Annotated in this window: 26 protein-coding genes; 12 read left to right on the top strand and 14 right to left on the bottom strand. The window is 59.3% G+C overall.

The window, feature by feature from the left end; genetic code table 11:
- Positions 1 to 39 precede the first annotated feature (39 nt).
- The 3 genes from ACYQ1A_RS10340 to fur are packed head-to-tail and all read right to left on the bottom strand — an operon-like array spanning position 40 to position 1,907.
- Positions 40 to 768: an arginyltransferase gene (locus ACYQ1A_RS10340; protein WP_499361959.1), complete on the bottom strand. Its 729-nt coding sequence runs from the start codon at positions 766 to 768 to the stop codon at positions 40 to 42.
- Complete coding sequence (gene aat, locus ACYQ1A_RS10335) at positions 765 to 1,469, bottom strand: leucyl/phenylalanyl-tRNA--protein transferase (protein WP_499361958.1); 705 nt, start codon at positions 1,467 to 1,469, stop codon at positions 765 to 767. Before aat ends, ACYQ1A_RS10340 begins: the two co-directional genes overlap by 4 nt.
- Before the next feature lie 12 nt (positions 1,470 to 1,481).
- A complete protein-coding gene (gene fur / locus ACYQ1A_RS10330; RefSeq protein WP_499361957.1) occupies positions 1,482 to 1,907 on the bottom strand; it encodes a ferric iron uptake transcriptional regulator in 426 nt (141 codons plus the stop codon).
- Positions 1,908 to 2,091: 184 nt separating this feature from the next.
- On the opposite strand from fur, the gene ACYQ1A_RS10325 reads away from it, so the two are divergent.
- Both ACYQ1A_RS10325 and dapB read left to right on the top strand, forming a co-directional pair.
- Entirely contained in the window at positions 2,092 to 2,556 is a 465-nt protein-coding gene (locus tag ACYQ1A_RS10325; RefSeq protein WP_499361956.1) for an outer membrane protein assembly factor BamE, read from the top strand.
- Between the two features lie 71 nt (positions 2,557 to 2,627).
- Positions 2,628 to 3,428 carry a 4-hydroxy-tetrahydrodipicolinate reductase gene (gene dapB / locus ACYQ1A_RS10320; RefSeq protein ID WP_062225313.1) on the top strand — a complete coding sequence of 267 codons (801 nt, stop codon included), beginning with the start codon at positions 2,628 to 2,630 and terminating at the stop codon, positions 3,426 to 3,428.
- A 99-nt stretch (positions 3,429 to 3,527) separates the two neighbouring features.
- Here the strand turns inward: dapB and ACYQ1A_RS10315 are convergent, their stop codons facing one another.
- The 3 genes from ACYQ1A_RS10315 to trpS form a co-directional block, all read right to left on the bottom strand.
- Positions 3,528 to 5,030 carry an ATP-binding protein gene (locus ACYQ1A_RS10315; RefSeq protein WP_499361955.1) on the bottom strand — a complete coding sequence of 501 codons (1,503 nt, stop codon included), beginning with the start codon at positions 5,028 to 5,030 and terminating at the stop codon, positions 3,528 to 3,530.
- Positions 5,031 to 5,236: 206 nt separating this feature from the next.
- Positions 5,237 to 6,412: a BaiN/RdsA family NAD(P)/FAD-dependent oxidoreductase gene (locus ACYQ1A_RS10310; RefSeq protein WP_499361954.1), complete on the bottom strand. Its 1,176-nt coding sequence runs from the start codon at positions 6,410 to 6,412 to the stop codon at positions 5,237 to 5,239.
- 93 nt (positions 6,413 to 6,505) lie between these two features.
- Entirely contained in the window at positions 6,506 to 7,528 is a 1,023-nt protein-coding gene (gene trpS / locus ACYQ1A_RS10305; RefSeq protein WP_499361953.1) for a tryptophan--tRNA ligase, read from the bottom strand.
- 135 nt (positions 7,529 to 7,663) lie between these two features.
- On the opposite strand from trpS, the gene ACYQ1A_RS10300 reads away from it, so the two are divergent.
- On the top strand, positions 7,664 to 8,317 hold the full coding sequence (locus ACYQ1A_RS10300; RefSeq protein WP_499361952.1) for a DUF924 family protein: 654 nt from the start codon (positions 7,664 to 7,666) through the stop codon (positions 8,315 to 8,317).
- Positions 8,318 to 8,330: 13 nt separating this feature from the next.
- On the opposite strand, the gene ACYQ1A_RS10295 is transcribed toward ACYQ1A_RS10300, so the two are convergent.
- The 7 genes from ACYQ1A_RS10295 to orn all read right to left on the bottom strand — a co-directional run bounded on the left by ACYQ1A_RS10295 (position 8,331) and on the right by orn (position 14,502).
- Positions 8,331 to 9,128, bottom strand: coding sequence for an ABC transporter ATP-binding protein (locus tag ACYQ1A_RS10295; RefSeq protein WP_499361951.1), 798 nt, complete (start codon positions 9,126 to 9,128; stop codon positions 8,331 to 8,333).
- Positions 9,125 to 9,955, bottom strand: coding sequence for an ABC transporter permease (locus ACYQ1A_RS10290; protein WP_499361950.1), 831 nt, complete (start codon positions 9,953 to 9,955; stop codon positions 9,125 to 9,127). Before ACYQ1A_RS10290 ends, ACYQ1A_RS10295 begins: the two co-directional genes overlap by 4 nt.
- 2 nt (positions 9,956 to 9,957) lie before the next feature.
- A complete protein-coding gene (locus ACYQ1A_RS10285; protein WP_499361949.1) occupies positions 9,958 to 10,926 on the bottom strand; it encodes an ABC transporter substrate-binding protein in 969 nt (322 codons plus the stop codon).
- Between the two features lie 962 nt (positions 10,927 to 11,888).
- Positions 11,889 to 12,758: an Hsp33 family molecular chaperone HslO gene (hslO, locus tag ACYQ1A_RS10280; protein WP_499361948.1), complete on the bottom strand. Its 870-nt coding sequence runs from the start codon at positions 12,756 to 12,758 to the stop codon at positions 11,889 to 11,891.
- A 20-nt stretch (positions 12,759 to 12,778) separates the two neighbouring features.
- The gene (locus tag ACYQ1A_RS10275) at positions 12,779 to 13,354 is read right to left on the bottom strand and encodes an MFS transporter (RefSeq protein WP_499361947.1); all 576 of its coding nucleotides are present in this window, start codon (positions 13,352 to 13,354) and stop codon (positions 12,779 to 12,781) included.
- A complete protein-coding gene (locus tag ACYQ1A_RS10270) occupies positions 13,351 to 13,872 on the bottom strand; it encodes a CinA family protein (RefSeq protein WP_499361946.1) in 522 nt (173 codons plus the stop codon). The genes ACYQ1A_RS10275 and ACYQ1A_RS10270 overlap by 4 nt, the downstream gene beginning before the upstream one ends.
- A 60-nt stretch (positions 13,873 to 13,932) precedes the next feature.
- Positions 13,933 to 14,502 carry an oligoribonuclease gene (orn, locus tag ACYQ1A_RS10265; protein ID WP_053937309.1) on the bottom strand — a complete coding sequence of 190 codons (570 nt, stop codon included), beginning with the start codon at positions 14,500 to 14,502 and terminating at the stop codon, positions 13,933 to 13,935.
- A gap of 275 nt (positions 14,503 to 14,777) precedes the next feature.
- Between orn and ACYQ1A_RS10260 the strand changes: the two genes are divergently transcribed.
- The 9 genes from ACYQ1A_RS10260 (at position 14,778) to rpmG (ending at position 22,796) form a co-directional block, all read left to right on the top strand.
- The gene (locus tag ACYQ1A_RS10260) at positions 14,778 to 15,251 is read left to right on the top strand and encodes a hypothetical protein (protein WP_499361945.1); all 474 of its coding nucleotides are present in this window, start codon (positions 14,778 to 14,780) and stop codon (positions 15,249 to 15,251) included.
- A gap of 113 nt (positions 15,252 to 15,364) precedes the next feature.
- Positions 15,365 to 16,612, top strand: a complete 1,248-nt coding sequence (locus ACYQ1A_RS10255) for a M48 family metallopeptidase (RefSeq protein ID WP_499361944.1) — start codon at positions 15,365 to 15,367, stop codon at positions 16,610 to 16,612.
- A 24-nt stretch (positions 16,613 to 16,636) separates the two neighbouring features.
- Entirely contained in the window at positions 16,637 to 16,954 is a 318-nt protein-coding gene (locus tag ACYQ1A_RS10250; protein ID WP_499361943.1) for a 4a-hydroxytetrahydrobiopterin dehydratase, read from the top strand.
- Between the two features lie 36 nt (positions 16,955 to 16,990).
- Complete coding sequence (rsgA, locus tag ACYQ1A_RS10245; protein WP_499361942.1) at positions 16,991 to 17,878, top strand: ribosome small subunit-dependent GTPase A; 888 nt, start codon at positions 16,991 to 16,993, stop codon at positions 17,876 to 17,878.
- A 95-nt stretch (positions 17,879 to 17,973) separates the two neighbouring features.
- A complete protein-coding gene (locus ACYQ1A_RS10240; protein ID WP_499361941.1) occupies positions 17,974 to 18,765 on the top strand; it encodes an RNA polymerase sigma factor FliA in 792 nt (263 codons plus the stop codon).
- A 45-nt stretch (positions 18,766 to 18,810) separates the two neighbouring features.
- A complete protein-coding gene (locus ACYQ1A_RS10235) occupies positions 18,811 to 19,551 on the top strand; it encodes a flagellar motor protein (RefSeq protein WP_499361940.1) in 741 nt (246 codons plus the stop codon).
- A gap of 204 nt (positions 19,552 to 19,755) precedes the next feature.
- Positions 19,756 to 22,173: a DNA translocase FtsK gene (locus ACYQ1A_RS10230; RefSeq protein ID WP_499361939.1), complete on the top strand. Its 2,418-nt coding sequence runs from the start codon at positions 19,756 to 19,758 to the stop codon at positions 22,171 to 22,173.
- A 221-nt stretch (positions 22,174 to 22,394) separates the two neighbouring features.
- A complete protein-coding gene (gene rpmB / locus ACYQ1A_RS10225; protein WP_499361938.1) occupies positions 22,395 to 22,628 on the top strand; it encodes a 50S ribosomal protein L28 in 234 nt (77 codons plus the stop codon).
- Between the two features lie 12 nt (positions 22,629 to 22,640).
- Positions 22,641 to 22,796: a 50S ribosomal protein L33 gene (gene rpmG, locus ACYQ1A_RS10220; RefSeq protein ID WP_013441158.1), complete on the top strand. Its 156-nt coding sequence runs from the start codon at positions 22,641 to 22,643 to the stop codon at positions 22,794 to 22,796.
- A 114-nt stretch (positions 22,797 to 22,910) separates the two neighbouring features.
- On the opposite strand, the gene ACYQ1A_RS10215 is transcribed toward rpmG, so the two are convergent.
- Positions 22,911 to 23,804 carry a LysR family transcriptional regulator gene (locus ACYQ1A_RS10215; protein ID WP_499361937.1) on the bottom strand — a complete coding sequence of 298 codons (894 nt, stop codon included), beginning with the start codon at positions 23,802 to 23,804 and terminating at the stop codon, positions 22,911 to 22,913.
- Positions 23,805 to 24,027 lie beyond the last annotated feature (223 nt).

Genomic DNA, 24,027 nt, shown 5'->3' with positions numbered 1-24,027 from the left:
GGTGGCACGCCACACCCTGTGCGCCGTGGTTAAGCAGCGTTATTCCGTCTGTAGTTTCAGCGGCTGCCACTCGCCATTAACCAGGCCTTCGATCGGGTGGTAGCGCGTTTTGTAGGCCATCTTGCGGCATTCCTCGATCCAGTAACCGAGGTAGAGATAAGGCAGCCCCAGCTGTTTGGCCAGGCCGATCTGCCACAGGATGTTGAACACGCCAAAGCTGGCGCCGACGATATCCGGGTCGTAGAAGGTGTAGACCGAGGACAAGCCATCATCCAGCTGATCAATCAGGCTGACCATGCGCACCTGGCCTTCTTCGCGGAATTCGGCCAGAAAGCTGGCGACGTTGCTTTTGAGTATGAAATTCTCGTATTGCTCGCGATTGTCCTGATCCATGCCGCCGCCCGCATGGCGCACCAACTGGTAACGCTGATAAAGCTGGAAATGGGCTTCGGAATACTCCAGCCCCAGCAAACGCGTCTTCAGATTGGCATGGTGTTTTTGCGTGCGCCGTTGCGTACGATTAGGCTCGAATTCGGCGACCGGAATCCGTACCGGCACGCAGGCCTGACAGTGATCACAATGCGGGCGATAAACAAACTGACCGCTGCGGCGAAACCCGTGCAACACCAACTGGCTATAGGTGCGAGCATCAATCAGTTCTGACGGCACAGCCACCTGCGAGCGCGCCATGCGCTCGGGCAGATAGCTGCAGGGATAAGACGTGGTGGCATAAAACTGCAACTGGAGCGTGTGTCCGCGGGGATTCATGGGGCTCCCGGGTTCTCATCGTTATAGTGCCAGCGGCCCGGCTTGCGGGTTTGCCTGACCAGCTGGCTCAAATCGGCCGTGAACGTGGCTCTGGGCACTTCTGCTGCGCCAAAGCGGGCCAGATGCGCGGTATGCATCTGGCAATCGATCAGGCCGAATCCCTGTTGCTGCAAATAGCGGACCAGATGCACAAACGCGATTTTGGACGCATCCGGTCGAATGGCGAACATGGATTCACCATAGAACATATTGCCGATGGCCACCCCGTACAGCCCGCCTGCGAGCTGACCATCGATATAGCATTCGGCGCTGTGGGCATAGCCTGCGGCGTGCAGATCGGTGTACGCGGCGATCATCTCGTCGCTGATCCAGGTCTGGTCGGTGTCGCGCCGGGGCGCCGCACAACCGCGCATCACGCCGGCAAAGTCAGTATCAAACGCCACCCGATAGGGCCGGTTACGGATGACTTTGCCCAGCGAGGTGGGCACATGCAGGTCAGCCGGGCGTAGCACCATGCGCGGATCGGGGCTCCACCACAACAGCGGCTCCCCGGGCATGGTCCACGGAAAAATCCCGAGGTGATAGGCCGCCAGTAAACGCTCACGCGACAAATCACCGCCCGCCGCCAGCAAGCCATTCGGTTCACGCGTGGCATGGCTGAGCGGTGGAAAACGCGGTGTGTCATCGAGCCAGGCGATCATGGCGCGCCGGGATCAAGCTTTTTTTATGATTTTGCAATCGGCGCACAGACCATACAGATACATCTCGTGATCCTGGATTTCAAAGCCGTGGCGCGCGGCAATGGCGTCCTGGCGCTGCTCGATTTCGGGGTCGAAAAACTCTTCGACCTTGCCGCATTTCATGCAGACCAGGTGGTCATGGTGGCCGCCCTGGTTCATCTCGAACACGGCTTTGCCGCTTTCAAAATGATGGCGGACCAGAATACCGGCTTGCTCAAACTGCGTGAGCACGCGATAAACGGTGGCCAGGCCGATGTCGATATTCTCGGTTAACAAAATGCGATACACGTCTTCCGCCGTCAGGTGGCGTTGGGCGCTGGTCTCAAAAAGATTCAGTATGCGCAGGCGGGGGCCGGTGGCTTTCAGCCCCATGCCCTTCAGTTCAGCGGCAGAACTCATGGCTAATCCCGTCTGTTGGTCAAAGTAAGATCAAGGCGATCCGGAGGTATCAAGTGCGGGCGGAAGATACATTCCGCAACTTGCTGCCGCATCTGCTCCGGGCGGCAAGATCGGGTTATGATATAGCGTTTTCCGGGCGGCCAATACCGCCCTCACTTTTTCCTCGACGTGAATCACCTGACGCATGCAAACCAAACATTCCTTTATTGCAATCTGCGCTGCGGCGCTGCTGGCGGGTTGTAGCGTCGGCAACGCGCTCACTCCGTACAAGTTGCAGATTCCCCAGGGCAACGAAATCACCGCTGATCAGGTGGCCCAACTCAAACAAGGCATGACGCGCCAGCAAGTGCGCTACGTGCTGGGCACGCCGCTGCTGACCGATGCCTTCCACGGCAATCGCTGGGATTACATCTACAGCGAAGCCAAGGGCGGCACCATGCATCTGGAACGCAAGTTCACGCTCGAATTTGATGGCGACAAGCTCAAGAGCTGGGCGGGCGACACCCTGCCCGCCTCGCGCCTGATCAAGCTGGGCGACACGGCCAGCGCCCCGATCGCGCTGGAAGACCCGGTGGCCGCCAACGCCGCGGTGTCGAGCAACCCGATTGCCCAGGTCGCCTCGGACAGCGCCAGCGCCCCGAAGAAATAATCCGGGCCGCTCTGGCCCTCGCAACACCCCACGCCACGGCTCTGCCCGTGGCGTTTTAACGGAAACTGCTCATGTCTGTGAAAATAGCCATTACCGGCGCCACCGGGCGCATGGGTCGCATGTTGATCGAAGCCGTCAGCCAGAGCGACGACTGTGTGCTGGCCGTGGCGCTGGCCCGCCCCGGCAATCCAGCCATAGGCCAGGACGCCACCGCCTTTCTTGGCAAAACCTCGGGCGTGTTGATCAGCGACGACATCAAGCAGCTGGCCAACGCCGATGTGCTGATCGACTTTACCAAGCCCGATGGCGTGCTCAAACATCTGGCGGTATGTTGCGCTAGCGGCACGCGCGTCATTGTCGGCGCCACCGGCTTTGATGACGCCGGCAAAGCTGCCATCGCCGACGCCGCCAAAGACATCGGCATCGTCTACGCGCAGAACATGAGCGTGGGCGTTAACCTGGTGTTCAAGTTGCTGGATGTGGCGGCCAAAGTGCTGGCCACCGGCTATGACATCGAAATCGTCGAAATGCACCATCGCATGAAAGTGGACGCGCCATCGGGCACAGCCTTGCGCATGGGCGAAGTGGTGGCCGGCGCACTGGGCCGCGATCTGAAAGACGTGGCCGTGTACGACCGCGAAGGCATCACCGGCGAGCGCGACCCGTCCAGCATTGGCTTTGCCACGCTGCGCGGCGGCGACGTGGTGGGCGATCACACCGTGGTGTTTGCCGGCATGGGCGAACGTGTGGAAGTCACGCACAAAGCCTCCAGCCGCATGATCTACGCCAGCGGCTCGCTGCGTGCGGCACGCTTCTTGATGCAGCAAAGCAGCGGCTTGTTTGATATGCAGGACGTGCTGGGCCTGAAGTAAGCGCTCGGCGGAGCTGGATAAAAAAAACGGTGGCTCGAGGCCACCGTTTTTTTATTGCCAAACGCAGCGGATCAGCGCATCAGGCAAACTCGCCGACCGTTAGAACAAGGCAGAAAAATCGGTCAGGTCCTTCACTGTATAGCCTCTCGCATTCAGGTCAGCACGCTCCCTCATTGAGAAAACTGGAGAGAAGACCGCCAACTCCTTGCTCCATGTCTGCATATGCTGATGATCACGCGCAGCCAGAAATGCCTCTACATGGCGTTGGAACTCTGCAAGCGACTCATTTGTATGCGCTGACGCGGCGCGCTTGCAAGACCCGAACCTGACCCGCTTATTGGGTTCATCCAATGCAACCAGATCAATTTCGATGTTGCGGCTTGCGTCTTTAGGTCGATTCCAGTAACCCAATTGCACGCTCGATAGCTCAAAATCGCCTTTGCCTTTGCGAGAACACTCTTGATGCAACCTGCGCACAAGTCGCTCAAATGCAAAACCTTCCAGGATACGTTGGCGCGGCCTTGCTTGTTCTAACGCTTTTTCTATTGGCTTCATCCGTGCAGCTTCTCGAGCCGGCTTTGCCACCGCCAGCCAGGCTTGAAGGAAGTTATCGGCGATGTAGTAACGCGCGTTCCTGCTTTTGCCATCCGAAAACACGGGATTCAATCGCGATATCATTTCGTAACTCGATACCAGTTTCGCAAGATAGCCACCAATTTGCGTTTTCTCTTCCGGCGGCCCCACTCCGGCGAGCAATTCACCATTGTTGCAACCCGGATGTTCCGCGAGGAAGGTCAGCAACGAAACCGAGCGACCGCGCAGTTCGCGTAAAAACCAGGTGTCCGCTTCTTCGGATAGCGGGCTTGAGCTGCGCAAGAACATTCTGGTCAGTAATTCGTCCGCAAACGTCTCCGGGCTTGCCAGAAAGAGGTCTTGCTCAAAAGCATCGTGATAGAACTTCGGCACGCCCTCAAAGAAAGTCCATAACGTGAGCCACTGCGATGGCAGTTGCAGGTTTTGATTGCGAAAGACATCCATCAGATCTGCGAAATCCCAATGCTCAAGCTTGATACGCTGAGTCAACCTGCCGTAGAGCGGCGCGCCTTTATCTTCCAGCAGCTGGTTCATATCGGCGTGCAACGAGCCGAGGACAAACAGCCCGCCTTGATGAATTCCGGAATCACGTAATTTGTCGACTTCTGCTTGCAAAAAGGAGTTGAAGCTCTTCAATGCGGCCCGAGTGAAATACTGAAATTCGTCAATCACCACGACCATACCAAGACGGCACAATTGGCCAATAGTGCGAGCCATCGAAGGGAAATCAACGACCTCCCTTGCAAGTTGTTGCACCTCGGGGCGATCACAGTCGTTTAGCGCCCGTTGAAAGGTAGTGGCGACATCTCGTTCGTCTGAATCTGGCACCTGCATGTAAAGCAGACGGTCGGCGAGGGCCGGATCCTCTTTGGCGAGCTGGGATAGAAGCGAGGTCTTACCGATACGTCGGCGTCCTTCGATGCGGCAAAAAAACCATCTGCCCGCATCCAGGATGCGACGTAGCTCTGCCAATGGCTCGCCCCTTCCGTAAAAATGCCATTGCGCCATGGATAAGCCGTTAGATAAAAAAAGTTATCATAAACAAAAAACCGGGATATGTTTTTGATAAAAAACAAATTTTTTTCAACAAGATCGCTGGTTTGGCTACCCCGGAAAACCTGGTTTTATCAACTGTTCTCTCGTCTTCATCGAGGTAGCAAAAAAATGCCGCAAGAAAGTGCGGCATTGCAGTCAGTACAAAACCTTGAAGCAACTCAAGCAAAACTGCCCGCCGCAAAGCCCGACGACCACGCCCACTGAAAGTTATAGCCGCCCAGCCAACCGGTCACATCCACCACTTCGCCGATAAAAAACAGCCCCGGCACCGCTTTCGCCATCATGGTTTTGGAATCGAGCTGGCGTGTATCCACGCCGCCGCGCGTCACTTCAGCTTTTTTGTAGCCCACGGTGCCAGATGGAATGATTTGCCAGTGCTGAATGCGTTCGATCAGCGCGCTCAGTTGTTTGGGGGTGTATTGCTTTAGCGGTGCATTCGGGCCCAGGCTGTTGACCAGCACGGTGGCAAAGCTGCGCGGCAGCACTTCGGCCAGCACGGTGACCAGATGCGCTTCGCGGCTGGCGTTGGCGAAGTGTTCTTGCAGATCGACGTCAGGCAGCAGATTGATGCTGATCGGCTGGCCCGCTTGCCAGTACGACGAGATTTGCAGGATGGCCGGGCCGGATACGCCGCGATGGGTAAACAGAATGGCCTCGCGGAATTTGCCTTTGCCGCTACGTACTTCGGCCGGGTCGATGGCGACGCCCGCCAGTTCGGTCCACAAATCCTGCGGCTGAAACGTCAACGGCACCAGCGCGGCGGTGGTCGGCACGATGCCCAAGCCAAATTGTTTGGCCAGCTCGTAACCCCAAGCCGTAGCGCCGATTTGTGGAATGGACAAGCCGCCGCTGGCAACGATCAGCGACTGGCATTGCCAGGTTTCTTTGCCGGTCTGCACCACAAAGCCACCGCCCTCCAGCGCCGTCACCGCTTCAATTGCGGTTTCCATGCGCCAGATGGCGCCACCGGCGTCGACCTCGGCTTTGAGCATATCGATGATGGCTTGCGAACCGTCATCGCAAAACAGCTGGCCGAGGGTTTTCTCGTGATAACCCAGGCCGTAGCGTTCCACCAGCTTGATAAAGTCGTGCTGGGTATAGCGCGCCAGCGCCGATTTCACATAGTGCGGGTTCTCGGACAAATAACATTCCGGCCGCGCATCCAGATTGGTGAAATTGCAGCGGCCGCCGCCCGAGATGCGGATTTTCTCGGCCAGTTTGGCCGCATGGTCCAACAGCACCACGCTGCGGCCACGCTGGCCCGCCGTGGCCGCCGCCATCATCCCGGCCGCCCCGGCGCCCACCACCACTACATCGACTTGCTTTACTGACATCGTTGTCCTCGCTTTTACCAGCGGGATTGTACAGGTCAGTGGCTTGTGTGGTTTTGCCATGCCGGGTGCGGCGCGCAGCCGGCATCGGGCGGCTTAAAAGTAGACGATGCCCATGGCGCGTTTTACCGCATCCAATGTTGCGGCGGTTTGCTCGCGCGCCTTATCCGTACCGGCACGCAATATGCCCATCACATGCTCCGGATCCGCCGCCAGTTGTTCGCGGCGCGCGCGGATCGGGGCCAGCAACGTTTGCAGGATTTCTTCCAGGCGGCGTTTGATCACCATATCGCCGAGGCCACCGCGACGGTAATGCGCTTTCAGTTCTTCAACGGCGGCGGTATCCGGGTCAAAGATATCCAGATAGGTAAACACCACATTGCCTTCCACCTGGCCCGGGTCAGCCACGCGCAGGTGGTTGGGGTCGGTGTACATCATCTTGACGGCCTTGGTGATGTCCTCGGCCGAAGCGCCCAGCGTCAGCGAGTTGCCTAGCGATTTGGACATCTTGGCCTTGCCGTCGATGCCGGGCAGACGCGCGCCGTTTTCCGGCACCAGCGCGCGGCATTCCACCAGAATCTCCTGGTTAACGCTGGCGTTGAACTTGCGCACCACTTCATTGGTTTGCTCGATCATCGGAATCTGATCGGCGCCCACCGGCACCACGGTGGCCTTGAAGGCGCTGATGTCGGCCGCTTGCGCCACCGGATACGTCATAAAGCCGGACGGAATATCGCGCTCAAAGCCGCGCAGTTTGATTTCGTCCTTGATGGTGGGGTTGCGCTCCAGGCGCGACACGGTCACCAGGTTCAGGTAGTACGAAAACAGCTCGGGCAGTTCCGGCACCAGGCTCTGGATAAAGATGGTGGATTTGGCCGGATCTATGCCCGCCGCCAGATAATCGAGCGCCACTTGCAGCACGTTATCGCGCACTTTGACGTAATTGCCCATGTTGTCGGTCAGCGCTTGCGCGTCGGCCAGCAGCAAATACTGGCGGCACACGTCTTGCAGCTTGATGCGGTTTTGCAAAGAACCGACGTAATGGCCAAGGTGCAGCGGGCCGGTGGTGCGGTCACCGGTCAGGATAATGTCTTGCGATGTAACGGCTTGCGTGCTCATGGGAGATCTCGGATAAAAATATTGGCCGCCCGGCGGGGCCAGGTAGTTTGGCGGCGGGCCGTCAGCCGGTCAAGCCGCCCGGTCAGGCCGTGCCGCGTGAGCTACAATCCGGGCCTGTTTGATGGAGAAATCACTATGGCCGACGCCCCTCTGATCCGCCGTGTTAGCCCCGAAGGCAAGGTCAAGTCCGGGCGCTTGCAGGCAAAGAGCCTCTACGCCACGCCCGAGGCGGTGCTGACCTTCTGGTTCGGCTGTCCCGATGACCCCGATTACGGCCAGAACAAAGCACGCTGGTGGACCGCCGATGACGCCTTCGACGCCGCGGTACGCCGTCATTTTCTGACCACATGGCAGGCGGCGGGCAAAGGCAAGCTGGATGGCTGGGCCGTGGATGCACGCGGCACGCTGGCGTTGATATTGGTGCTGGACCAGTTCAGCCGCAATCTGCAACGCGGCAGCGCCGCCACCTATGCGCATGACGCCAGCGCCTTGCAGTGGGCGCTGCATGCCATTGCCCAAGGATGGGATCAGCAATTGCCGCTGTTGCAACGCGCCTTTTTATATCTGCCGCTGGAACATGCCGAAGACGTCGCCCTGCAACGTCAGGCGCTGGAATTGTTTACGCCCTATCGCGATGTAGCCGGGCTGGAAAACTTCTATACCTCGGCCGTTACGCATTGCGATGTGGTCACGCGCTTTGGCCGCTTTCCGCATCGCAACGCGCTCTTCGGCCGCAGCAGCACGCCAGAAGAACTGGCGTATCTGGCCGCAAACCCGCGCGGCTATTAACGGGCCGCCACCATCAATCGATGGCCAGGCCGCGTTGTTCGGCTTGCTGATGGCGCTGCTGTTCCTGCATCACCACCGCGCCCAGCTCGCGTTTCAGTTCGTTAAAACCGGCCGAGCTGCTATCGCGCGGGCGTGGCAAAGCGATGGGCAGATCCAGCTTGATAGTGCCGGGGCGATAAGTCAGCACCACCACGCGATCAGCCAGATAAATCGCCTCATCGATGCTGTGCGTGACAAACAGCACCGTCTTTTGCCATTGCGCCTGGATTTGCAGCAACTCGTCTTGCAGGCTGCGCCGCGTTAACGCATCCAGCGCGCCAAACGGTTCGTCCATCAACAGGATGGGTGAATCCAGCGCCAGAATGCGCGCGATGGCCACGCGCTGGCGCATGCCGCCGGACAGATCCTTGGGATAGCGCAGGCGGAATTCGCTCAGGCCCAGCGTCTGCAGCAAGCGCTCGACCGTGGCGGTGCGCTCGGCGACGGGCGTATGGCGAATCTTGAGGCCAAAGCCGATGTTGTCCTCCACCGTCATCCACGGAAACAAAGCGTATTCCTGAAACACCATGCCGCGATCCGGCCCCGCGCCTTGCACCGGCTGGCCCGCCACGCTGATGCGGCCGGACGTGGGCGGCGCAAACCCGGCCACGGCATTAAGCAGCGTTGATTTGCCGCAGCCCGACGGCCCCAGCAGACAGACAAACTGGCCCGGCGCGATGCTGAGATCTATACCTTGCAGTGCCACCACTTGCTGCGCGCCTTGGCCAAACACCTTGTGCACACCGGCGATGTCGATCTGGGCGGCGCTCATGCGTCGTTCTCCTGGCCACGATGCCACCGCAGCAGATGATTGTTGAGCGCGGCCATCACCATATCGATGGCCAGGCCGAGCAAACCGATGCTGAGCATGCCGGCGATGATTTTGTCGGACCAGAAATACTCGCGCGCTTCCAGAATGCGAAAACCGAGGCCGTTATTCACCGCGATCATCTCGGACACGATCACCACAATAAACGCCGTGCCCATGCCGATACGCGCGCCCGCCAGGATATACGGCATCGCGGCGGGCAACATCACCTGGGTAAACAGCACGCGTTGATTGGCGCCCAGGTTGAGCGCGGCGCGGATATAGATGCTGTCGACATTGCGCACACCCGCAATCGTATTCATCAACACCGGGAAAAACGCGCCCAATGCGATCAGGAAAATCGCGGGCGGATTGCCGAGGCCAAACCAGAGGATGGACAGCGGAATCCAGGCAATCGGCGGAATCGGCCGCAGCACTTGCAGCAGTGGATTAAACCACTCGTACACGCGCTGGCTGGCGCCCATCAGCAAACCCAGCGGCAAAGCCAGCACCGCGCCGATGGCAAAGCCCGCCAGCACGCGGCCCAGACTGCCCCAGGCATCGTGCACCAACTCGCCCGACAGCAACCACGTCAGCCGCGACTGGCTGGGGTCGTACGGATCGGGCGGCAACGCATACACCCACCAGCGTTGCAACACCTGCCACGGCGATGGCAATACCTGCGGATTTAGCCAGCCCAGCAGGGCCGCGCCTTGCCACGCCACCAGCAACGTCACCGGCAACCATAAACCGCGCAACAGCGTGCGCGTGGACCACCGCCGCGCCGCCACGGTTATTGCACGCCTGCGGCTTTGCGCGCGTCGTTGAGCAAATCCAGCTTGACCCAATCCTTGGCCACGGGCGGTTTGGCCATGCGGCCGACGCCATACTTGACCATCAAATCAGTGGTGGTCTGGATGTGCTCGATGGTCAGGTCATACGAAAACGGCGAATTGCCGATCGCATCCTGATAGTCATCCGAGGTGATCTGGCCCTTGAACATGCTGGTGCGCACATAGTTTTCGGCCAGCTTGGGGTCGTCGATAAACAACTTGGTCGATTGCACAAAACAGCGCATCAGTTTTTGCGCCAGCGCGTGATTGTTGTAGAGCTTTTCGGTCATCACCAGCGTGCGCACCGGCTCGCCCATCGGCGTGTCATACGGTTTGAGGACTTCCGTGCCGAAGCCTTTATTGAGCGCTTGCGATGCTTGCGGCTCGGATTGCGCCATCGCATCGATCTGCTTTTGCATCAAGGCCTGGTTGAGATCGGCAAACGGCAAATACACGATCAGCACATCCTTGCCCGGCTTGTCCGACCATGTCAGATTGACCTTGGCCAGTTCGGCCAGCAGCAACAATTCCTGCGCCCCACCGCGCGCCACGCCCACCTTCTTGCCTTTGAAGTCGGCCATCTTTTTGATATTGCTACCCTGCGCCGCCACAATCCGCGCCCCACCCTTGGCAAACCCCGCCACCGCATAAATCGGCACCCCACTGGCGCGCCCGGCAATCGCCGCATCGGCCGCGCTGGCGGCCACATCGATCTCACCCGCGGTAATGGCCGGCATGATATCGAGGCCCTTGGCAAACATGCGCTCCTCTACCTTGATGCCACACTTGGGCGCCAGCTCTTTCAGATAAGAAATCGCACCGTAATGCGCGAATTTGAGATTGCCGAGACGGATGGTGTCATCGTCGGCACAGGCATGCGCGGCGACCAGCGCCAGCGTGAGGCAGAGACAGTGGAACGGTGTTTTCATTTTTTGGCTTCTCGAGGTGCGGATGTAATTACCTTAGAAGCCGGGACGGAAAAGACAATGCCGGGATTGAGCCGGATAGTTTCAGGAGCGTACGAAAAAGTGGGATGGCGCGGGTGAAAGGCGCAGGGGCGTTCTGCTTGATGGCTTTGGGGGGTGGGACTGGGCGTCCCCGTCTAGACCCACCCTATGAGACCGCGAAACACGATGCCGCTGTTCATTGTCACGGCCCAGCATCCACGCCCACCCGATGTTGCGCAGCAACGAGGCCAGCAATCGTGGCTATGCCAAGCCATTTCCTGAGCGCGCGAAGGTAGGAGACCAGCTTTACCGGGCTCCGACTGAGCGTCGCGTCCGCGGAGCGGCAGCTATGCAACCCAAAGGATTTGCTTGAGGCTTTTGACCTACCCCCCGCATTGCGGGAGCTAAGGGGCGGCCTCTTTGGTTACTTTCTCGGCTGTAGGAGAAAGTGACGTGCTCCCGGGCACCCCCGGGTATCAAAAATGCGCCGCAGGCTAAGCGGTAAAGGTTTCAGGTCCGGCAAAGCCGGACCAACCCACCCGCTGAAAACCAAGTCAGCAAACCAAGGCTATCGATCGCGCAGGGTATGCAGATCGCGGTGGCGTAGCGGATGGCTTTGGATGGTGGGTCTAGACCCACCCTATGCGCGCGAAGGTAGGAGACCAGCCCTATCGGGCTCCGACTGAGCGTCGCGTCCGCGGAGCGGCAGCTGAGCCATAGAAGTGCAAGACGGTCCGTTGCGGTTTTTGACCTACCGGGCCCCCTGGCGAGCGAAGGATTCGCGAGTGGGGTCGCCTTTCTTTTGCTTACTTTTCTTTGGCGAAGCAAAGAAAAGTAAGGTGCTCCCGGGCACCCCCGGGTATCAAAACATGCGCCGCAGGCTCAAGCGGTTAAAGGGTTACCCCATCCAAGGCGCCCCCCCCAACCCACGCGCCGCAGGCCAATCAATGCACCTGATTCCCCGGCGCAATCGTCGTCGCCCCACCCGCAAACAACTGCGCCACATCCACCGCATCAAAGCCATATTCCTTGCCGCAGAACTCGCAAGTCACTTCCACCTTGCCGCGCTCCTCGATCACGCCCTCAACCTCTTCATGACCAACCATCTTCAACATGCCACCCACGCGTTCACGCGAACACGTGCAGGCAAAGCGCGGCGTCTGCGGGTCAAACACGCGCACCAGTTCCTGGTTGAACAGCCGGTACAACACATCGCGCGGGGCCAGGCCCAGCAATTCTTCACGCGTAATGGTCTCGGACAATTTCTGGATCCGGTCCCAGGCATCGGCATCGCCCTTGCCCGCCGGCATCTTCTGCACCAGCAGACCGGCCGCGCCACTGTTCTGGCTGGCCAACCAGATGCGCGTTTCCAGCTGCTCCGAATTACGCATGTAGTGCTCGATGATCTCGGCCACCGTCTGGCCCGGCTGATACGCCACGATGCCCTGATACGGCTCGCCTTCATCCGGGTCCAGCGTCATCACAAACTTGCCCTCGCCCAGCAGATCGGCCAGCGTGCCTTCCGGCACTTCGCCATCCCAACGAGCGGTGGCGCGCATGGTCATTTCGCTGGTGCACTCCACCACGATCAGTTTGACCGGGCCGCTGCCATGCAACTGCATGATCAAGGTGCCTTCAAACTTGAGCGTGGCCGACAGCAAGGATGCCGCTGCCATCAGCTCGCCTATCACCTTTTGCAGCACCGGCGGATAAGCATGGCGGTCGAGCACTTCGTGCAGGGTGTCGTGCAGTTGCACCAGTTCGCCGCGCACCGGGGCATCGTCAAATACAAAGCGTTCAAGAATATCTTGCATGGGTCTGATCCTGCGTTGCGTCAGCGCTTGGCGGCGCTGGTGGTGTAAAGCGTCATGGGCAGTGACGAATTGATGTCAAACACGCAACCGGCTTCCACGCCGGCGCGGGCGATATCTGCCGCGCTCAGTTTCGGATTGTCGTATACGGCCTGCATCGCGCCGAGGGCATAATCGGCGCCACTGCCGATGGCCCAGAAACGTTCGTATTCATAGACTTCGCGCAGACTGTAGACGCCAAAAATCCCGTTGGGATTGGCCAGCAAAGCGGTGATCTGGCTGGATTCATACGGGTCGTCTTCTTCTTCATCCGGCTTCATGAAAAATTCTTCTTTGAGCTTGGGATGCAACTTGCGAAAGCTCTCAAAGATGGCCGGACGGCTGCCAAAGCCCAGTTTGGGGTTTTTCTTGAGCGCGGCCTGCAACACCAGGTCATGCGCTGCACTGCCCGAAATCGAAAAATAACCGCCATGCGATTCAAAAATCTTGTCCCAGCGCGCATCCATGCTGGCCGCCAGGCGCGTATCGCCAAAGGTCGACTGGCTGTCGGCCGCGATGGCAATCTCGTTTTTTTTGCGTACTACCACCACCGTGGTCATGCAGTTTCCTTGATCAATTCAATCAGCCGTTGCAGCGCGCGCTGCACGGTCTGGGTACGGATGGCACTGCGGTCGCCGCCAAACAACTGGCGCTCGGTAAAGATGCCGTGCGGGCAGGCCCATGCCAGCCAGACGGTGCCGACCGGTTTCTCGGCACTCCCGCCCCCGGGCCCGGCGATGCCGGACACCGCCACTGCCCATTGCGCCTGCGCCGCCTCGGCCGCGCCTTGCGCCATCGCCGCCACCACGGGTTCACTCACCGCGCCCAGCGTCTGCAAAAATTCAGGCGGCACCGCCAACATATCGACCTTGGCCTGATTGGCGTAGGTAACAAACCCGCGCTCAAACCAGGTACTGGAGCCAGCCACTTCGGTAATCGCGCCGGCAATCAAGCCGCCGGTACACGATTCGGCCGTGGTCACCTGATGGCCGCGCGCAGCCAGCAACTGCCCCACCTGAGTGGCCAGCGTCAAAGTCAGCGTATCGGCATCAGCCAGCGCAGTGCTCGGGATAGACATGGTTCTCTTCATGTAAAAACCGGCCGTTGCCGGCCGGACTGCGTGTTGCTGCTGTTGAATTCAATCTACTTCAAGCGGGGCGGAAGGCACGCGCAAAAAGTGTTCGCGATAAAACTTGAGTTCGTCGATCGACTCGTGAATATCGGCCAGCGCAGTATGTTTGCCCTGCTTTTTAAACTGGCGATGAATCTCGGGCTGCCAGCGTTTGCACAGCTCTTTCAGCGTCGAGACATCCAGATTGCGGTAGTGGAACCAGGTTTCAAGCTCGGGCATCCAGCGCGCCATAAAGCGGCGGTCCTGACAGATGCTGTTGCCACACATGGGCGAAGCGCGTTGCGGCACCCACTCGGCCAGAAATTCCATGGCGGCTTTCTGCACATCGTCCACGCTCTGGGTGGAGGCTTTAACGCGGTCGATCAGGCCGGAGCGGCCGTGCGTGCCTTTGTTCCAGTCGTCCATGGCGTCGAGCACGGCGTCATCCTGATGCACGGCCCAGGCCGGGCTTTCGGCCACCACGTTGAGATGCCCGTCAGTGATGACCAGCGCCAGTTCGATGATGCGGTCATTTTGCGGGTCGAGGCCGGTCATTTCCATGTCCAGCCAGATAAGGTGATTCTGGTCTTGCGCCATTTGATAAGGCTCCTGCGCACACGCATTAAGTTTGTCAGCTCCGCATTATATGCCACGGGGGCTGGCGCGCGACGGCGGCGCGGCGACGGGCATGGCGCGGCGGCGCGCGCCAGAATCAGGCTCGGCTCAATTACGCGAAATCCGACAGCGGCACCGGTGGGCGTCCGCTAGCGACCGCGCGCGGCGCGGCCGTAGCATCGAGCACACCACCCCTTATCCCTGCCCACCCGACGTGATCCGCAACCCGGGCACGTCGCTCCACGGAGTTCATCACTATGAAGATACGCAGTCTGCTCGCCTCCGCACTGATCGGCGCTGTTGCCAGCGCCCGCTCCATGACGCCGATGGCCGCGCTTGCCGCCGCCCGCCTGTTGGGGCGCAACACACCGGGCAAACTGGCTTTGCTGGACCATCCGGTTTTTAAATACGGCGCGTTGGCGATGGGCGCGGGCGAACTGGCGGGCGACAAAATGAAATCCGCGCCTGATCGTACGGTGTTCCTCGGCTTGCTGGCCCGGGTTGCCAGTGCCGGGATCGCGGGTGCGGCGCTGGCCCCCAAAGGGCAGGAAAAAGAAGGCGCGGCCATCGCCGTCGCCACTGCGGTGCCGCTGGCGTATGCCACGCTGGATGGTCGCAAAAAGGCCATGGAACATATCGGCCAGACCCAAAGCGGCCTGATCGAAGATGTGCTGATCGTGGCCGCGGGCATTGCCGTGGTGGCGCTGGCTACACGTGCCCGAGCCGATTAAGCCTTGCTGACCCGCTACCCCGTCCGCCCGGCCAGCTTTGCGCTGACGCCGGGCGCGGGTGCTTTACCCTATACTCTGCACTTCTCCGCAATGACCGCTGCAGAATATCCCGTATGACTTCCCATCAGTTTTCCGCCCTGTTTGTGTTTGCGCTGGTGGCCAGCGTGCTGCTGCAATTGTGGTTAGCGCTGCGCCAGATCAACCATGTGCGCCGCCATCGCAATGCCGTGCCGGAGGCGTTTGCCGCCAATATCTCGCTGGCTTCGCATCAACGCGCCGCCGATTACACCGTGGTGAAAAGCCGTTTTGGCATGATCAACACCGTGTTCGAAGCCATGGTGTTGTTGGCATTCACCTTGGGCGGCGGTATCGATGCGTTGATGCGGCTGACCGAAGGCTGGTTTGGCCCCGGCATTCTGGCGGGCGTGGCGATGATTGCCTTGCTGGGCCTGATCCAGTTGATCATCGGCCTGCCGTTTTCGTGGCACAGCACCTTCAGCATTGAAGAGCGCTTTGGCTTTAATCAGATGTCGAAAAAGCTGTTTATCAGCGACACCGTGCGCCAGAGTCTGCTGATGGCCGTGATCGGCCTGCCGTTTGTGGCGCTGGTGCTCTGGCTGATGGGGCGCATGGGCAGCTATTGGTGGGCTTATGTCTGGGTGGCCACGGTCGCGTTCATGTTTTTCATCATGTGGGTGTTCCCGACCTGGATTGCCCCGCTGTTCAACAAGTTTGAACCGCTGGCGGACGAAAGCCTGCGCCAGCGCATCGAAGCCTTGTTGCAACGTTGCGGCTTTGTCTCGAACGGGATTTTCACCATGGATGGCTCCAAACGCTCCAGCCATGGCAACGCGTATTTCACCGGCATGGGCAACAACAAGCGCATCGTGTTTTTCGATACGCTGATCCAGCGCCTGGATGGTGATGAAATCGAAGCCGTGCTGGCGCACGAACTGGGGCATTTCAAGCGCAACCACATCGTCAAATCACGCATCTGGTCGTTTGGCTTGATGGCCGTGCTGTTGTTTGTACTGGGCCAGTTATTGCCCGCCGCATGGTTCTATCAAGGCCTGGGGGTACAGACGGCCAATACCGCCACCGCATTGACGCTATTCTTTATGGTGCTGCCGGTGTTCACCTTTTTGTTTGCACCGCTGGGTTCGTATATGTCGCGCAAACACGAATATGAAGCCGATGCCTTTGCTGCCCAGCAAGCCTCTGCCACCGATCTGATCCGCGCACTGGTCAAGCTGTATCGCGACAACGCATCGACGCTGACGCCCGACCCTTTGCACAGCGTGTATTACGATAGCCATCCCCCTGCCAGCTTGCGCGTTGCCGCGCTCAAACAGCAGGCTTGATCCCCGCATAAACAGGAGCCGCCCATGTCTGCCCTCAGTAAAGAGCACTGCCAGAACGATGCCTTGAAACTGGATACGACCGCAGCGGCCGCCCTGATCGAGCAATTACACGGCTGGAAGCAGGTTGAAGCCAGTCTGCAAAAAAGCTGGGATTTCAAGAATTTTTACCAGACGATGGCATTCGTAAATGCCGTCGCCTTTATTGCCGATACCGAAGATCACCATCCCGACATGAGCGTCAGCTACAACCACTGTGCGCTGGTGTGGTCGACGCATTCGGCTGGTGGCCTTACCCGTAACGATTTTATTTGTGCAGCCCGAGTTGATGCCCTGTTTGATTAAAACCATGCCCTCCCCCCTCCGCCCAGGCCAGGCCCGATGAGCCAGACCGCCCGTATCGTTGCCAGCCACGGCCGTAGTTATATGGTCGAACTGCCCGACCGCAGCCGCCTGAACGCCAGCGCCCGCGGCAAGAAATCTGATTTTGCTTGCGGCGATCTGGTGCAGATCAAGCCACTGAACGCCGAGCAGGCCGTCATCGAAAAAGCCCTGCCGCGCAAAACCTTGCTGTACCGCTCGGACCAATGGCGCTCCAAGATCATCGCCGCCAATGTCACGCAGATTGCGATTGTGGTGGCGCCAGTGCCCAGCTATCTGGATGAGCTGATCGGGCGCGCGCTGATTGCCGCCGAGGCCGAAGACATCGAACCGCTGATCGTGCTGAACAAATGTGATCTACCCCAGGCCGCCGCTGCGCGCGAAGCGCTGCGCTATTACGAAGCCTTGGGTTACCCGCTGTTGGCGCTGTCCGCCAAGGCGGATGTGGCACCGCTGCGCGAACGCTTGCAAGGGCATATCTCGGTGCTGGTGGGGCAATCGGGCATGGGTAAATCCACGCTGCTGAATGCACTGGTGCCCGAGGCCAATGCGCGCGTCAACGATATTTCGGAAGCGCTCGATTCGGGCAAGCACACCACCACCCATGCCACTTTCTACCATCTGGATGATCAGGTGGCAGGCACGGCGCTGATCGATTCGCCCGGCCTGCAGTCATTTGGCCTGGCCCACGTCAAAGAAGAACAATTGCCGGGTTTGATGCCGGATTTCCGCCCCCTGCAAGGCCAATGCCGGTTTCATAACTGCCGCCATCGCCAGGAGCCGTCCTGCGCGCTCAAGGCTGCGGTCGAGACGGGCAAGGTGCCTGCGTCGCGGCTGCAATTGCTGCATCGCCTGCAAGACGAACTGGCCCAGATCGATACTTATTAAGAGGCGACGGACCATCGCATGCCACTGTACTATTCTGGTCTTGAACACGTTGCGCACAGTGGCTCGGCGCGCGCCGTGAGGGGCAGGTTGGCGCCATGACCCTGCCGCCCTTGATTGATCGCACAGAGACCCGTAATCCTGGTATGCCTGCACAACGCGCATTGCATCTTTATCGTCAGACCCAGGCATCGAGCGACGACGACCGCGTCGCCCGGCATGCCCCGCTGGTCAAGCGCATCGCTTACCACCTGGTGTCACGGCTGCCTGCCAGCGTTGAAGTCGAAGATCTGATCCAGGTGGGCCTGATCGGCCTGATGGAAGCCGCGCGCAATTTTGATCCCAACGCCGGCGTGCAATTCGAAACCTTTGCCACCCAACGCATACGCGGCGCCATGCTGGACGAGCTGCGCAGTGCCGACTGGGCGCCGCGCCAGACGCGCAAGAACATGCGCGATATCGAAAAAGCCATCCACGCCCTTGAACACAAACTCGGCCGCGCGCCACACGAGGCCGAAGTCGCCACCTCGATGAGCATGCCGCTGGACGAATACCAGACCATGCTGGCCGACGCCCGTGGTCACCAGCTGGTGTATTACGAAGACTTTGAAGACGAAGACGAAAACGACCAGCTGGACCAGTTTACCGCCGACCATCACGCCAACCCGCTGGCGCAACTGGAAGACAGCGGTTTTAAAAAACTGTTGATTGAAGGCATAGGCTTGTTGCCCGAGCGCGAGCAACTGGTCATGGCCTTGTACTACGATGAGGAGCTGAACCTCAAAGAAATCGGCGCCGTACTGGGCGTCACTGAGTCCCGTGTTTCGCAGTTGCATAGTCAGGCCGTGGCGCGTTTGCGCAGTCGGGTGCAAGACTGGCTGCATCGCTGAACCTGACCAGCCTGCCCTCTAGAACAACATCAACCCGCTGACTCAATGGACAAAACAAGCGTAATCGGATTAGTGCTGGGCATCTCGGCCATCGTGCTGGGGCAATGGCTCGAGGGCGGGCATATTGCCTCGCTGCTGCAATTCACCGCCTTTCTGATCGTGATTGGCGGCACCATCGGCGCCGTCATGCTGCAAAGCCGGCTGCCGGACTTTCTGGCGGGCGTGCGCATGCTGAAGTGGGTGTTCATGCCGCCGCAACACGACTTTCGTCGCATTCTTACCACACTGATGGGCTGGAGCCAGCAAGCGCGCCGCGGCGGTCTGCTGGGGCTGGAGCAATATGCGCAGGCGGAGAAAGACGCTTATGTCAAACGCGGCATCCAGTTGCTGGTGGATGGCGCGGAACCCGACATGATCCGCAAAGCGCTTGAACTCGATATCGATGCGTGGGAACTGCGCGCCAAAGCGGCCGCGCGTATCTGGGAATCCGCCGGCGGCTATGCGCCCACCATCGGCATTCTGGGCGCGGTGCTCGGGCTGATCCACGTCATGGAAAACCTGACCGACCCCGGCAAGCTGGGCGCGGGCATTGCGGTGGCATTTGTGGCAACCATTTATGGCGTCGGCTCGGCCAACCTGATTTTTTTGCCGATTTACAGCAAGTTGCGCCAGCACATCGACACCGAAGTGCGTCGGCGCGAAATGATGATGGAAGGCATCGTCACCATTGCCAATGGCGAGAACCCGCGCATCATGGAAAACAAACTGGCGGGGTTTTTGACCTGAGCCACGCCAACCCGCTTGTCCACGCGCGCCGTTCTGGCGCGTTTTGCGTTGTGCGCCAGCGCCACTGGCGCATTCGGCTGGCGCAATCGGCCACGCCGCTGTGAACGCACCGACGTCCGTGGATGCGGCGCAGGCGCTGCTGTGGCAATCTCTCACTTTTAATCAGCGACTTGACGCGCCCGGTCGCCCGCGCCAGAGCCGTCGATGAACCGTCCGCAAGCATCCACTCAAAAGAACATGGCTTTATTCCGCAAGAAAAACGTCGCCAACGCCTCGGTCAAGGCGGCGCTACCGCCGCAACTGGCCAATCTGTTGCGAGAATCATGGTGGCTGTTGCTGGTGGCGGCCGTGCTGTATCTGGTGCTGGCCCTCGTCACCTGGGCGCCAGAAGATCCGGGCTGGTCACACAGTGCCACGCATGCCGACGTCCATAACCGTGGCGGCGTGGTCGGCGCGTGGCTGTCTGATATTTTTCTGTCGGTGTTCGGCTTCTCGGCCTGGTGGTGGGTGACGTTTCTGTTTGCCGCAATCTGGTGGGGCTATCGCCGCATCGATCGCATCAATGAATCTTCGCGCCCGGTGGTACTGCTGGCCTGCATCGGTTTCATGCTGATGATTGTGGCCAGTTGCAGCATGGAAGCCTTGCGGCTGCACAGCCTGCATATGCCCCTCCCCTTGTCTCCCGGTGGCGTGCTGGGCCTGGCCCTCGGCGGTTGGCTGTATCACGCGTTGGGTTTTACTGGCGCGACGCTGGCCCTGGCGATGGCTTGGGCAATTGGTATTTCTCTGTTTACCGGCTTGTCCTGGCTGGACTTGATGGAAAAACTGGGCGGCGCGCTGGAATGGGTGGCGCTCAAGCTGGTGGCCGCATGGCATGCCGCCCAGGACCGCCGCATCGGCCGGGTGGCCGCCGTGCAGCGCGAGGAACGCGTTAGCGTCGAGAAGAAAAAACAAGTCGATAAAGCGCCTTTGATTATCGAAGAGCCGGTGATGGAAGTGCCGCTGGCCAAGGCCGTGGTTAAAGCCGCAGAGAAAAAAGCCGAACAGGAACACAAAAAAGCGGTACAGCCTACCCTGTTCGAATTTGACGATCTGCCGCGTCAGCCCGGTGAGCCCAACGCGCTGCCGCCGCTGAATCTGCTGGCCCCGGCCCCGGTGGCGCAAGAAACCATCAGCCACGAAACGCTGGAATTCACCAGCCGTTTGATCGAACGCAAGCTGGGTGACTTTAACGTCGAAGTCAAAGTCATCGCGGCCTATCCCGGCCCGGTCATTACGCGTTACGAAATCGAACCGGCCGTGGGCGTTAAAGGCTCGCAGATCGTCAATCTGATGAAGGATTTGTCGCGCGCGCTGGGCCTGGTTTCTATCCGCGTGGTGGAAACCATCCCCGGCAAAACCTGTATGGGCCTGGAATTACCCAACCCGACGCGGCAAATGATCCGCCTGAGCGAAATCCTGTCGTCCGAACCGTTCCACGCCATGGGCTCGCGCCTGACCATGGCGCTGGGCAAAGACATCACCGGCAAACCCATCGTCACCGACCTCGGCCGCGCGCCGCATATGCTGGTGGCGGGCACGACCGGCTCGGGCAAATCGGTGGGCGTAAACGCGATGATTTTGTCGCTGCTGTACAAGGCCACGCCGGACGAAGTGCGCTTTATCATGGTCGACCCCAAAATGCTGGAATTGTCGATCTACGACGGCATCCCGCATTTGCTCGCGCCCGTGGTCACCGATATGAAACTGGCCGCCAACGCGCTGAACTGGTGTGTGGCCGAAATGGAAAAACGCTATCGCCTGATGAGCGCGATGGGCGTGCGCAATCTGGCCGGCTTTAACCAGAAAGTGAAAGACGCCGAGAAAGCCGGCAAACCGCTGACCAATCCGTTCTCGATTAACCCGGACGAGCCCGAACAGCTAGAGCATCTGCCGTTCGTGGTGGTGGTGGTCGACGAGTTTGCCGACCTGATGATGGTGGCAGGCAAGAAGATCGAAGAACTGATTGCCCGGCTGGCGCAGAAGGCGCGTGCGGCGGGCATCCATCTGATCCTGGCCACGCAACGGCCTAGCGTTGATGTGATTACCGGTCTGATCAAGGCCAATATCCCCACCCGGATGGCCTTCCAGGTTTCTTCAAAGATTGATAGCCGCACAATTCTGGACCAGATGGGCGCCGAAGCCTTGCTCGGCCAGGGCGATATGCTGTTCCTGCCGCCGGGCACCGGTTATCCGCAACGCGTACATGGCGCGTTTGTAGCGGATGAAGAAGTGCATAAGGTGGTGGCGTTTCTCAAATCAACCGGCGAGCCCGATTACATCGACGGCATCCTCAATGGCGGCTTCGAGGCCGAAGGCGCGGCCAGTGGCGGCGCGCCGTGGGCTGATGCAGGGGGCGCTGGTGGCGGTGCGAGCGAAGATTCCGATCCGCTGTATGACGACGCCGTGCAGTTTGTGCTGAAAAGCCGCCGCGCTTCGATTTCGTCCGTACAACGGCAACTGCGCATCGGCTATAACCGCGCCGCGCGCTTGATTGAACAAATGGAAGCGGCCGGACTGGTCAGCCCGATGGAAACCAACGGCAACCGCACGGTACTGGCGCCCGCAGCCTCGGCGGAGTGACAACACCGCTTGGGAACCCATAGTGTGGGTCATGCCCCCACCCGATGGGGCGTAAGAAACTCCCAGGCTAATCATCAACATAGCGATAAAAGCTTGTTGATCTAAGCGCCCGGCTCCGCTATTCTGCAACACCCCCGTCAGCCGATGGCATTTTGGCTTGAACGGATAACTTGAATCGTGATATAAACACGGTTTTTCCAGAAGTCAGGGAATCCTAAACCATGGCACGTGTATGCATCGTTACCGGCAAGCGTCCGGTAACCGGGAACAACGTTTCCCACGCCAACAACAAAACGAAACGTCGTTTTCTCCCGAACCTCCAATCCCGTCGTTTCTGGGTTGAGAGCGAAAACCGCTGGGTGCGCCTGCGCGTATCCAACGCTGCCCTGCGCACCATCGACAAGAACGGTATCGACACCGTCCTGGCCGACCTCCGCGCACGCGGCGAACTGTAATAGGTAAAGATCATGCGTGAAAAGATCAAGCTCGAATCCAGCGCTGGTACCGGTCACTTCTACACGACCACCAAGAACAAGCGCACCATGCCGGAAAAGATGGAAATCAAAAAGTTCGATCCGGTTGCCCGCAAGCACGTGATGTACAAGGAAACCAAGCTGAAGTAATTCAGCGCGTCGTTGGCTCCGCCCAACGGCAAACGGATTCCCTGGTCCTGTGCCGGACGGAAAACAAAAAACCCACCTATGCGTGGGTTTTTTGTTTTGCTGCGCCGGTTTCTATCAGGCTTCGGTCTGCGGCCAGATCTCGCGCAAAGAATCCAGCAGCAAAGCCAGCATCGGATCACTTTGCCGATCCGCCGAATAAATAAACTGCAGCGGCGCAGTGATCGCCACCTCACCGCCACGCCACAAGGCAATCGAACCCTCTGCTTCAAAGCGGCGCGCGGTACGTTCAGCCAACAAGGACACGCCTAGCCCGGCTTTGACCAACTCAGCCAGCGTGGCTTCGTCATCAAACTCCCCCACCCGCTTGGGCGCGATATTGTGGGTACGCCAAAGCTCGGCGGTAATCCCGCTCAGACTCATAAATTGAGACAGACCCAACCATGGCGCCTTGCCCAGGGTTTTCCAGTCGGCATGCTTGAGTTGTTCGGCCAGATTCAATGGCAGGGCAACGCAAAAACCCAGTTCTGATAACGGCAGCGAATTGACGTTCTGGAACGGATTGCGGCCAAAATAGAACCCGCCATCCAGCGTCTTTTTGCGCACATCATTGAGCACCGCGCCCGAAATCCCCTGCGTGGTCTGCACCGTAATCAGCGGGCATTTCTGCCGCAGCAAGGCCAGCCACGGACCAATACGCAAACGCGCCGCCACCCCCACCGTGCCGATGCGCACTTTGCCTTTAGGCTCGGCCACCATCGCCTTGGCGCGATAAAGCATTTCTCGCGATACCGCCAGAATATGCTCGGCATCCGGTAGGAAAGCCTTGCCGCCTTCAGTCAATTGCACGCCACCGGGAAAGCGCTCAAACAGCGCCATGCCCAGTTCTTCTTCTAACGCTTTGATCTGCGCCGTCACGGCGGGCTGAGATAAATGAAGTAATTCAGCGGCCTGAGTCAGATGCCCCTGTTGGGCCACGGCAACAAAAGTGCGTAATTGATAGATTTCCATGGGGGATGATTATTGCCCGAAACAAGCGCTGCGTGTTGCATCGCGCATTAAATGTGTAGTCTGCAAGCCAATGACTACGCCGTTCTACGTCAGTTTCTTGCAATGCAGCATAAGCGTTTTTGATTTCGCGCATCAAAAATTGCAATTAGCTTCCGCCCCTGGCGCTCCATACAGTGAGGCACGACCCGAACACACGGCACAGTACGACTCTGCACATAAACGC

The organism is Silvimonas sp. JCM 19000, assembly GCF_054652575.1.
Note: the sequence above shows the minus strand (reverse complement) of the source record. Positions and strands in the feature narration are given on the sequence as shown.

What these genes read in the sequence shown, in the direction of transcription:
- ACYQ1A_RS10215 (WP_499361937.1), bottom strand. Translation starts at nt 23,804, where the DNA reads ATGGAAATCTATCAATTACGCACTTTTGTTGCCGTGGCCCAACAGGGG.
- fur (WP_499361957.1), bottom strand. Translation starts at nt 1,907, where the DNA reads ATGAGTTCTGCCGCTGAACTGAAGGGCATGGGGCTGAAAGCCACCGGC.
- ACYQ1A_RS10260 (WP_499361945.1), top strand. Translation starts at nt 14,778, where the DNA reads ATGAAGATACGCAGTCTGCTCGCCTCCGCACTGATCGGCGCTGTTGCC.
- ACYQ1A_RS10240 (WP_499361941.1), top strand. Translation starts at nt 17,974, where the DNA reads ATGACCCTGCCGCCCTTGATTGATCGCACAGAGACCCGTAATCCTGGT.
- hslO (WP_499361948.1), bottom strand. Translation starts at nt 12,758, where the DNA reads ATGCAAGATATTCTTGAACGCTTTGTATTTGACGATGCCCCGGTGCGC.
- orn (WP_053937309.1), bottom strand. Translation starts at nt 14,502, where the DNA reads ATGGCGCAAGACCAGAATCACCTTATCTGGCTGGACATGGAAATGACC.
- rpmB (WP_499361938.1), top strand. Translation starts at nt 22,395, where the DNA reads ATGGCACGTGTATGCATCGTTACCGGCAAGCGTCCGGTAACCGGGAAC.
- ACYQ1A_RS10300 (WP_499361952.1), top strand. Translation starts at nt 7,664, where the DNA reads ATGGCCGACGCCCCTCTGATCCGCCGTGTTAGCCCCGAAGGCAAGGTC.
- ACYQ1A_RS10315 (WP_499361955.1), bottom strand. Translation starts at nt 5,030, where the DNA reads ATGGCGCAATGGCATTTTTACGGAAGGGGCGAGCCATTGGCAGAGCTA.
- ACYQ1A_RS10230 (WP_499361939.1), top strand. Translation starts at nt 19,756, where the DNA reads ATGAACCGTCCGCAAGCATCCACTCAAAAGAACATGGCTTTATTCCGC.
- ACYQ1A_RS10250 (WP_499361943.1), top strand. Translation starts at nt 16,637, where the DNA reads ATGTCTGCCCTCAGTAAAGAGCACTGCCAGAACGATGCCTTGAAACTG.
- ACYQ1A_RS10340 (WP_499361959.1), bottom strand. Translation starts at nt 768, where the DNA reads ATGAATCCCCGCGGACACACGCTCCAGTTGCAGTTTTATGCCACCACG.
- aat (WP_499361958.1), bottom strand. Translation starts at nt 1,469, where the DNA reads ATGATCGCCTGGCTCGATGACACACCGCGTTTTCCACCGCTCAGCCAT.
- ACYQ1A_RS10255 (WP_499361944.1), top strand. Translation starts at nt 15,365, where the DNA reads ATGACTTCCCATCAGTTTTCCGCCCTGTTTGTGTTTGCGCTGGTGGCC.
- ACYQ1A_RS10270 (WP_499361946.1), bottom strand. Translation starts at nt 13,872, where the DNA reads ATGTCTATCCCGAGCACTGCGCTGGCTGATGCCGATACGCTGACTTTG.
- rpmG (WP_013441158.1), top strand. Translation starts at nt 22,641, where the DNA reads ATGCGTGAAAAGATCAAGCTCGAATCCAGCGCTGGTACCGGTCACTTC.
- ACYQ1A_RS10325 (WP_499361956.1), top strand. Translation starts at nt 2,092, where the DNA reads ATGCAAACCAAACATTCCTTTATTGCAATCTGCGCTGCGGCGCTGCTG.
- ACYQ1A_RS10295 (WP_499361951.1), bottom strand. Translation starts at nt 9,128, where the DNA reads ATGAGCGCCGCCCAGATCGACATCGCCGGTGTGCACAAGGTGTTTGGC.
- ACYQ1A_RS10235 (WP_499361940.1), top strand. Translation starts at nt 18,811, where the DNA reads ATGGACAAAACAAGCGTAATCGGATTAGTGCTGGGCATCTCGGCCATC.
- ACYQ1A_RS10275 (WP_499361947.1), bottom strand. Translation starts at nt 13,354, where the DNA reads ATGACCACGGTGGTGGTAGTACGCAAAAAAAACGAGATTGCCATCGCG.
- rsgA (WP_499361942.1), top strand. Translation starts at nt 16,991, where the DNA reads ATGAGCCAGACCGCCCGTATCGTTGCCAGCCACGGCCGTAGTTATATG.
- trpS (WP_499361953.1), bottom strand. Translation starts at nt 7,528, where the DNA reads ATGAGCACGCAAGCCGTTACATCGCAAGACATTATCCTGACCGGTGAC.
- ACYQ1A_RS10310 (WP_499361954.1), bottom strand. Translation starts at nt 6,412, where the DNA reads ATGTCAGTAAAGCAAGTCGATGTAGTGGTGGTGGGCGCCGGGGCGGCC.
- ACYQ1A_RS10285 (WP_499361949.1), bottom strand. Translation starts at nt 10,926, where the DNA reads ATGAAAACACCGTTCCACTGTCTCTGCCTCACGCTGGCGCTGGTCGCC.
- dapB (WP_062225313.1), top strand. Translation starts at nt 2,628, where the DNA reads ATGTCTGTGAAAATAGCCATTACCGGCGCCACCGGGCGCATGGGTCGC.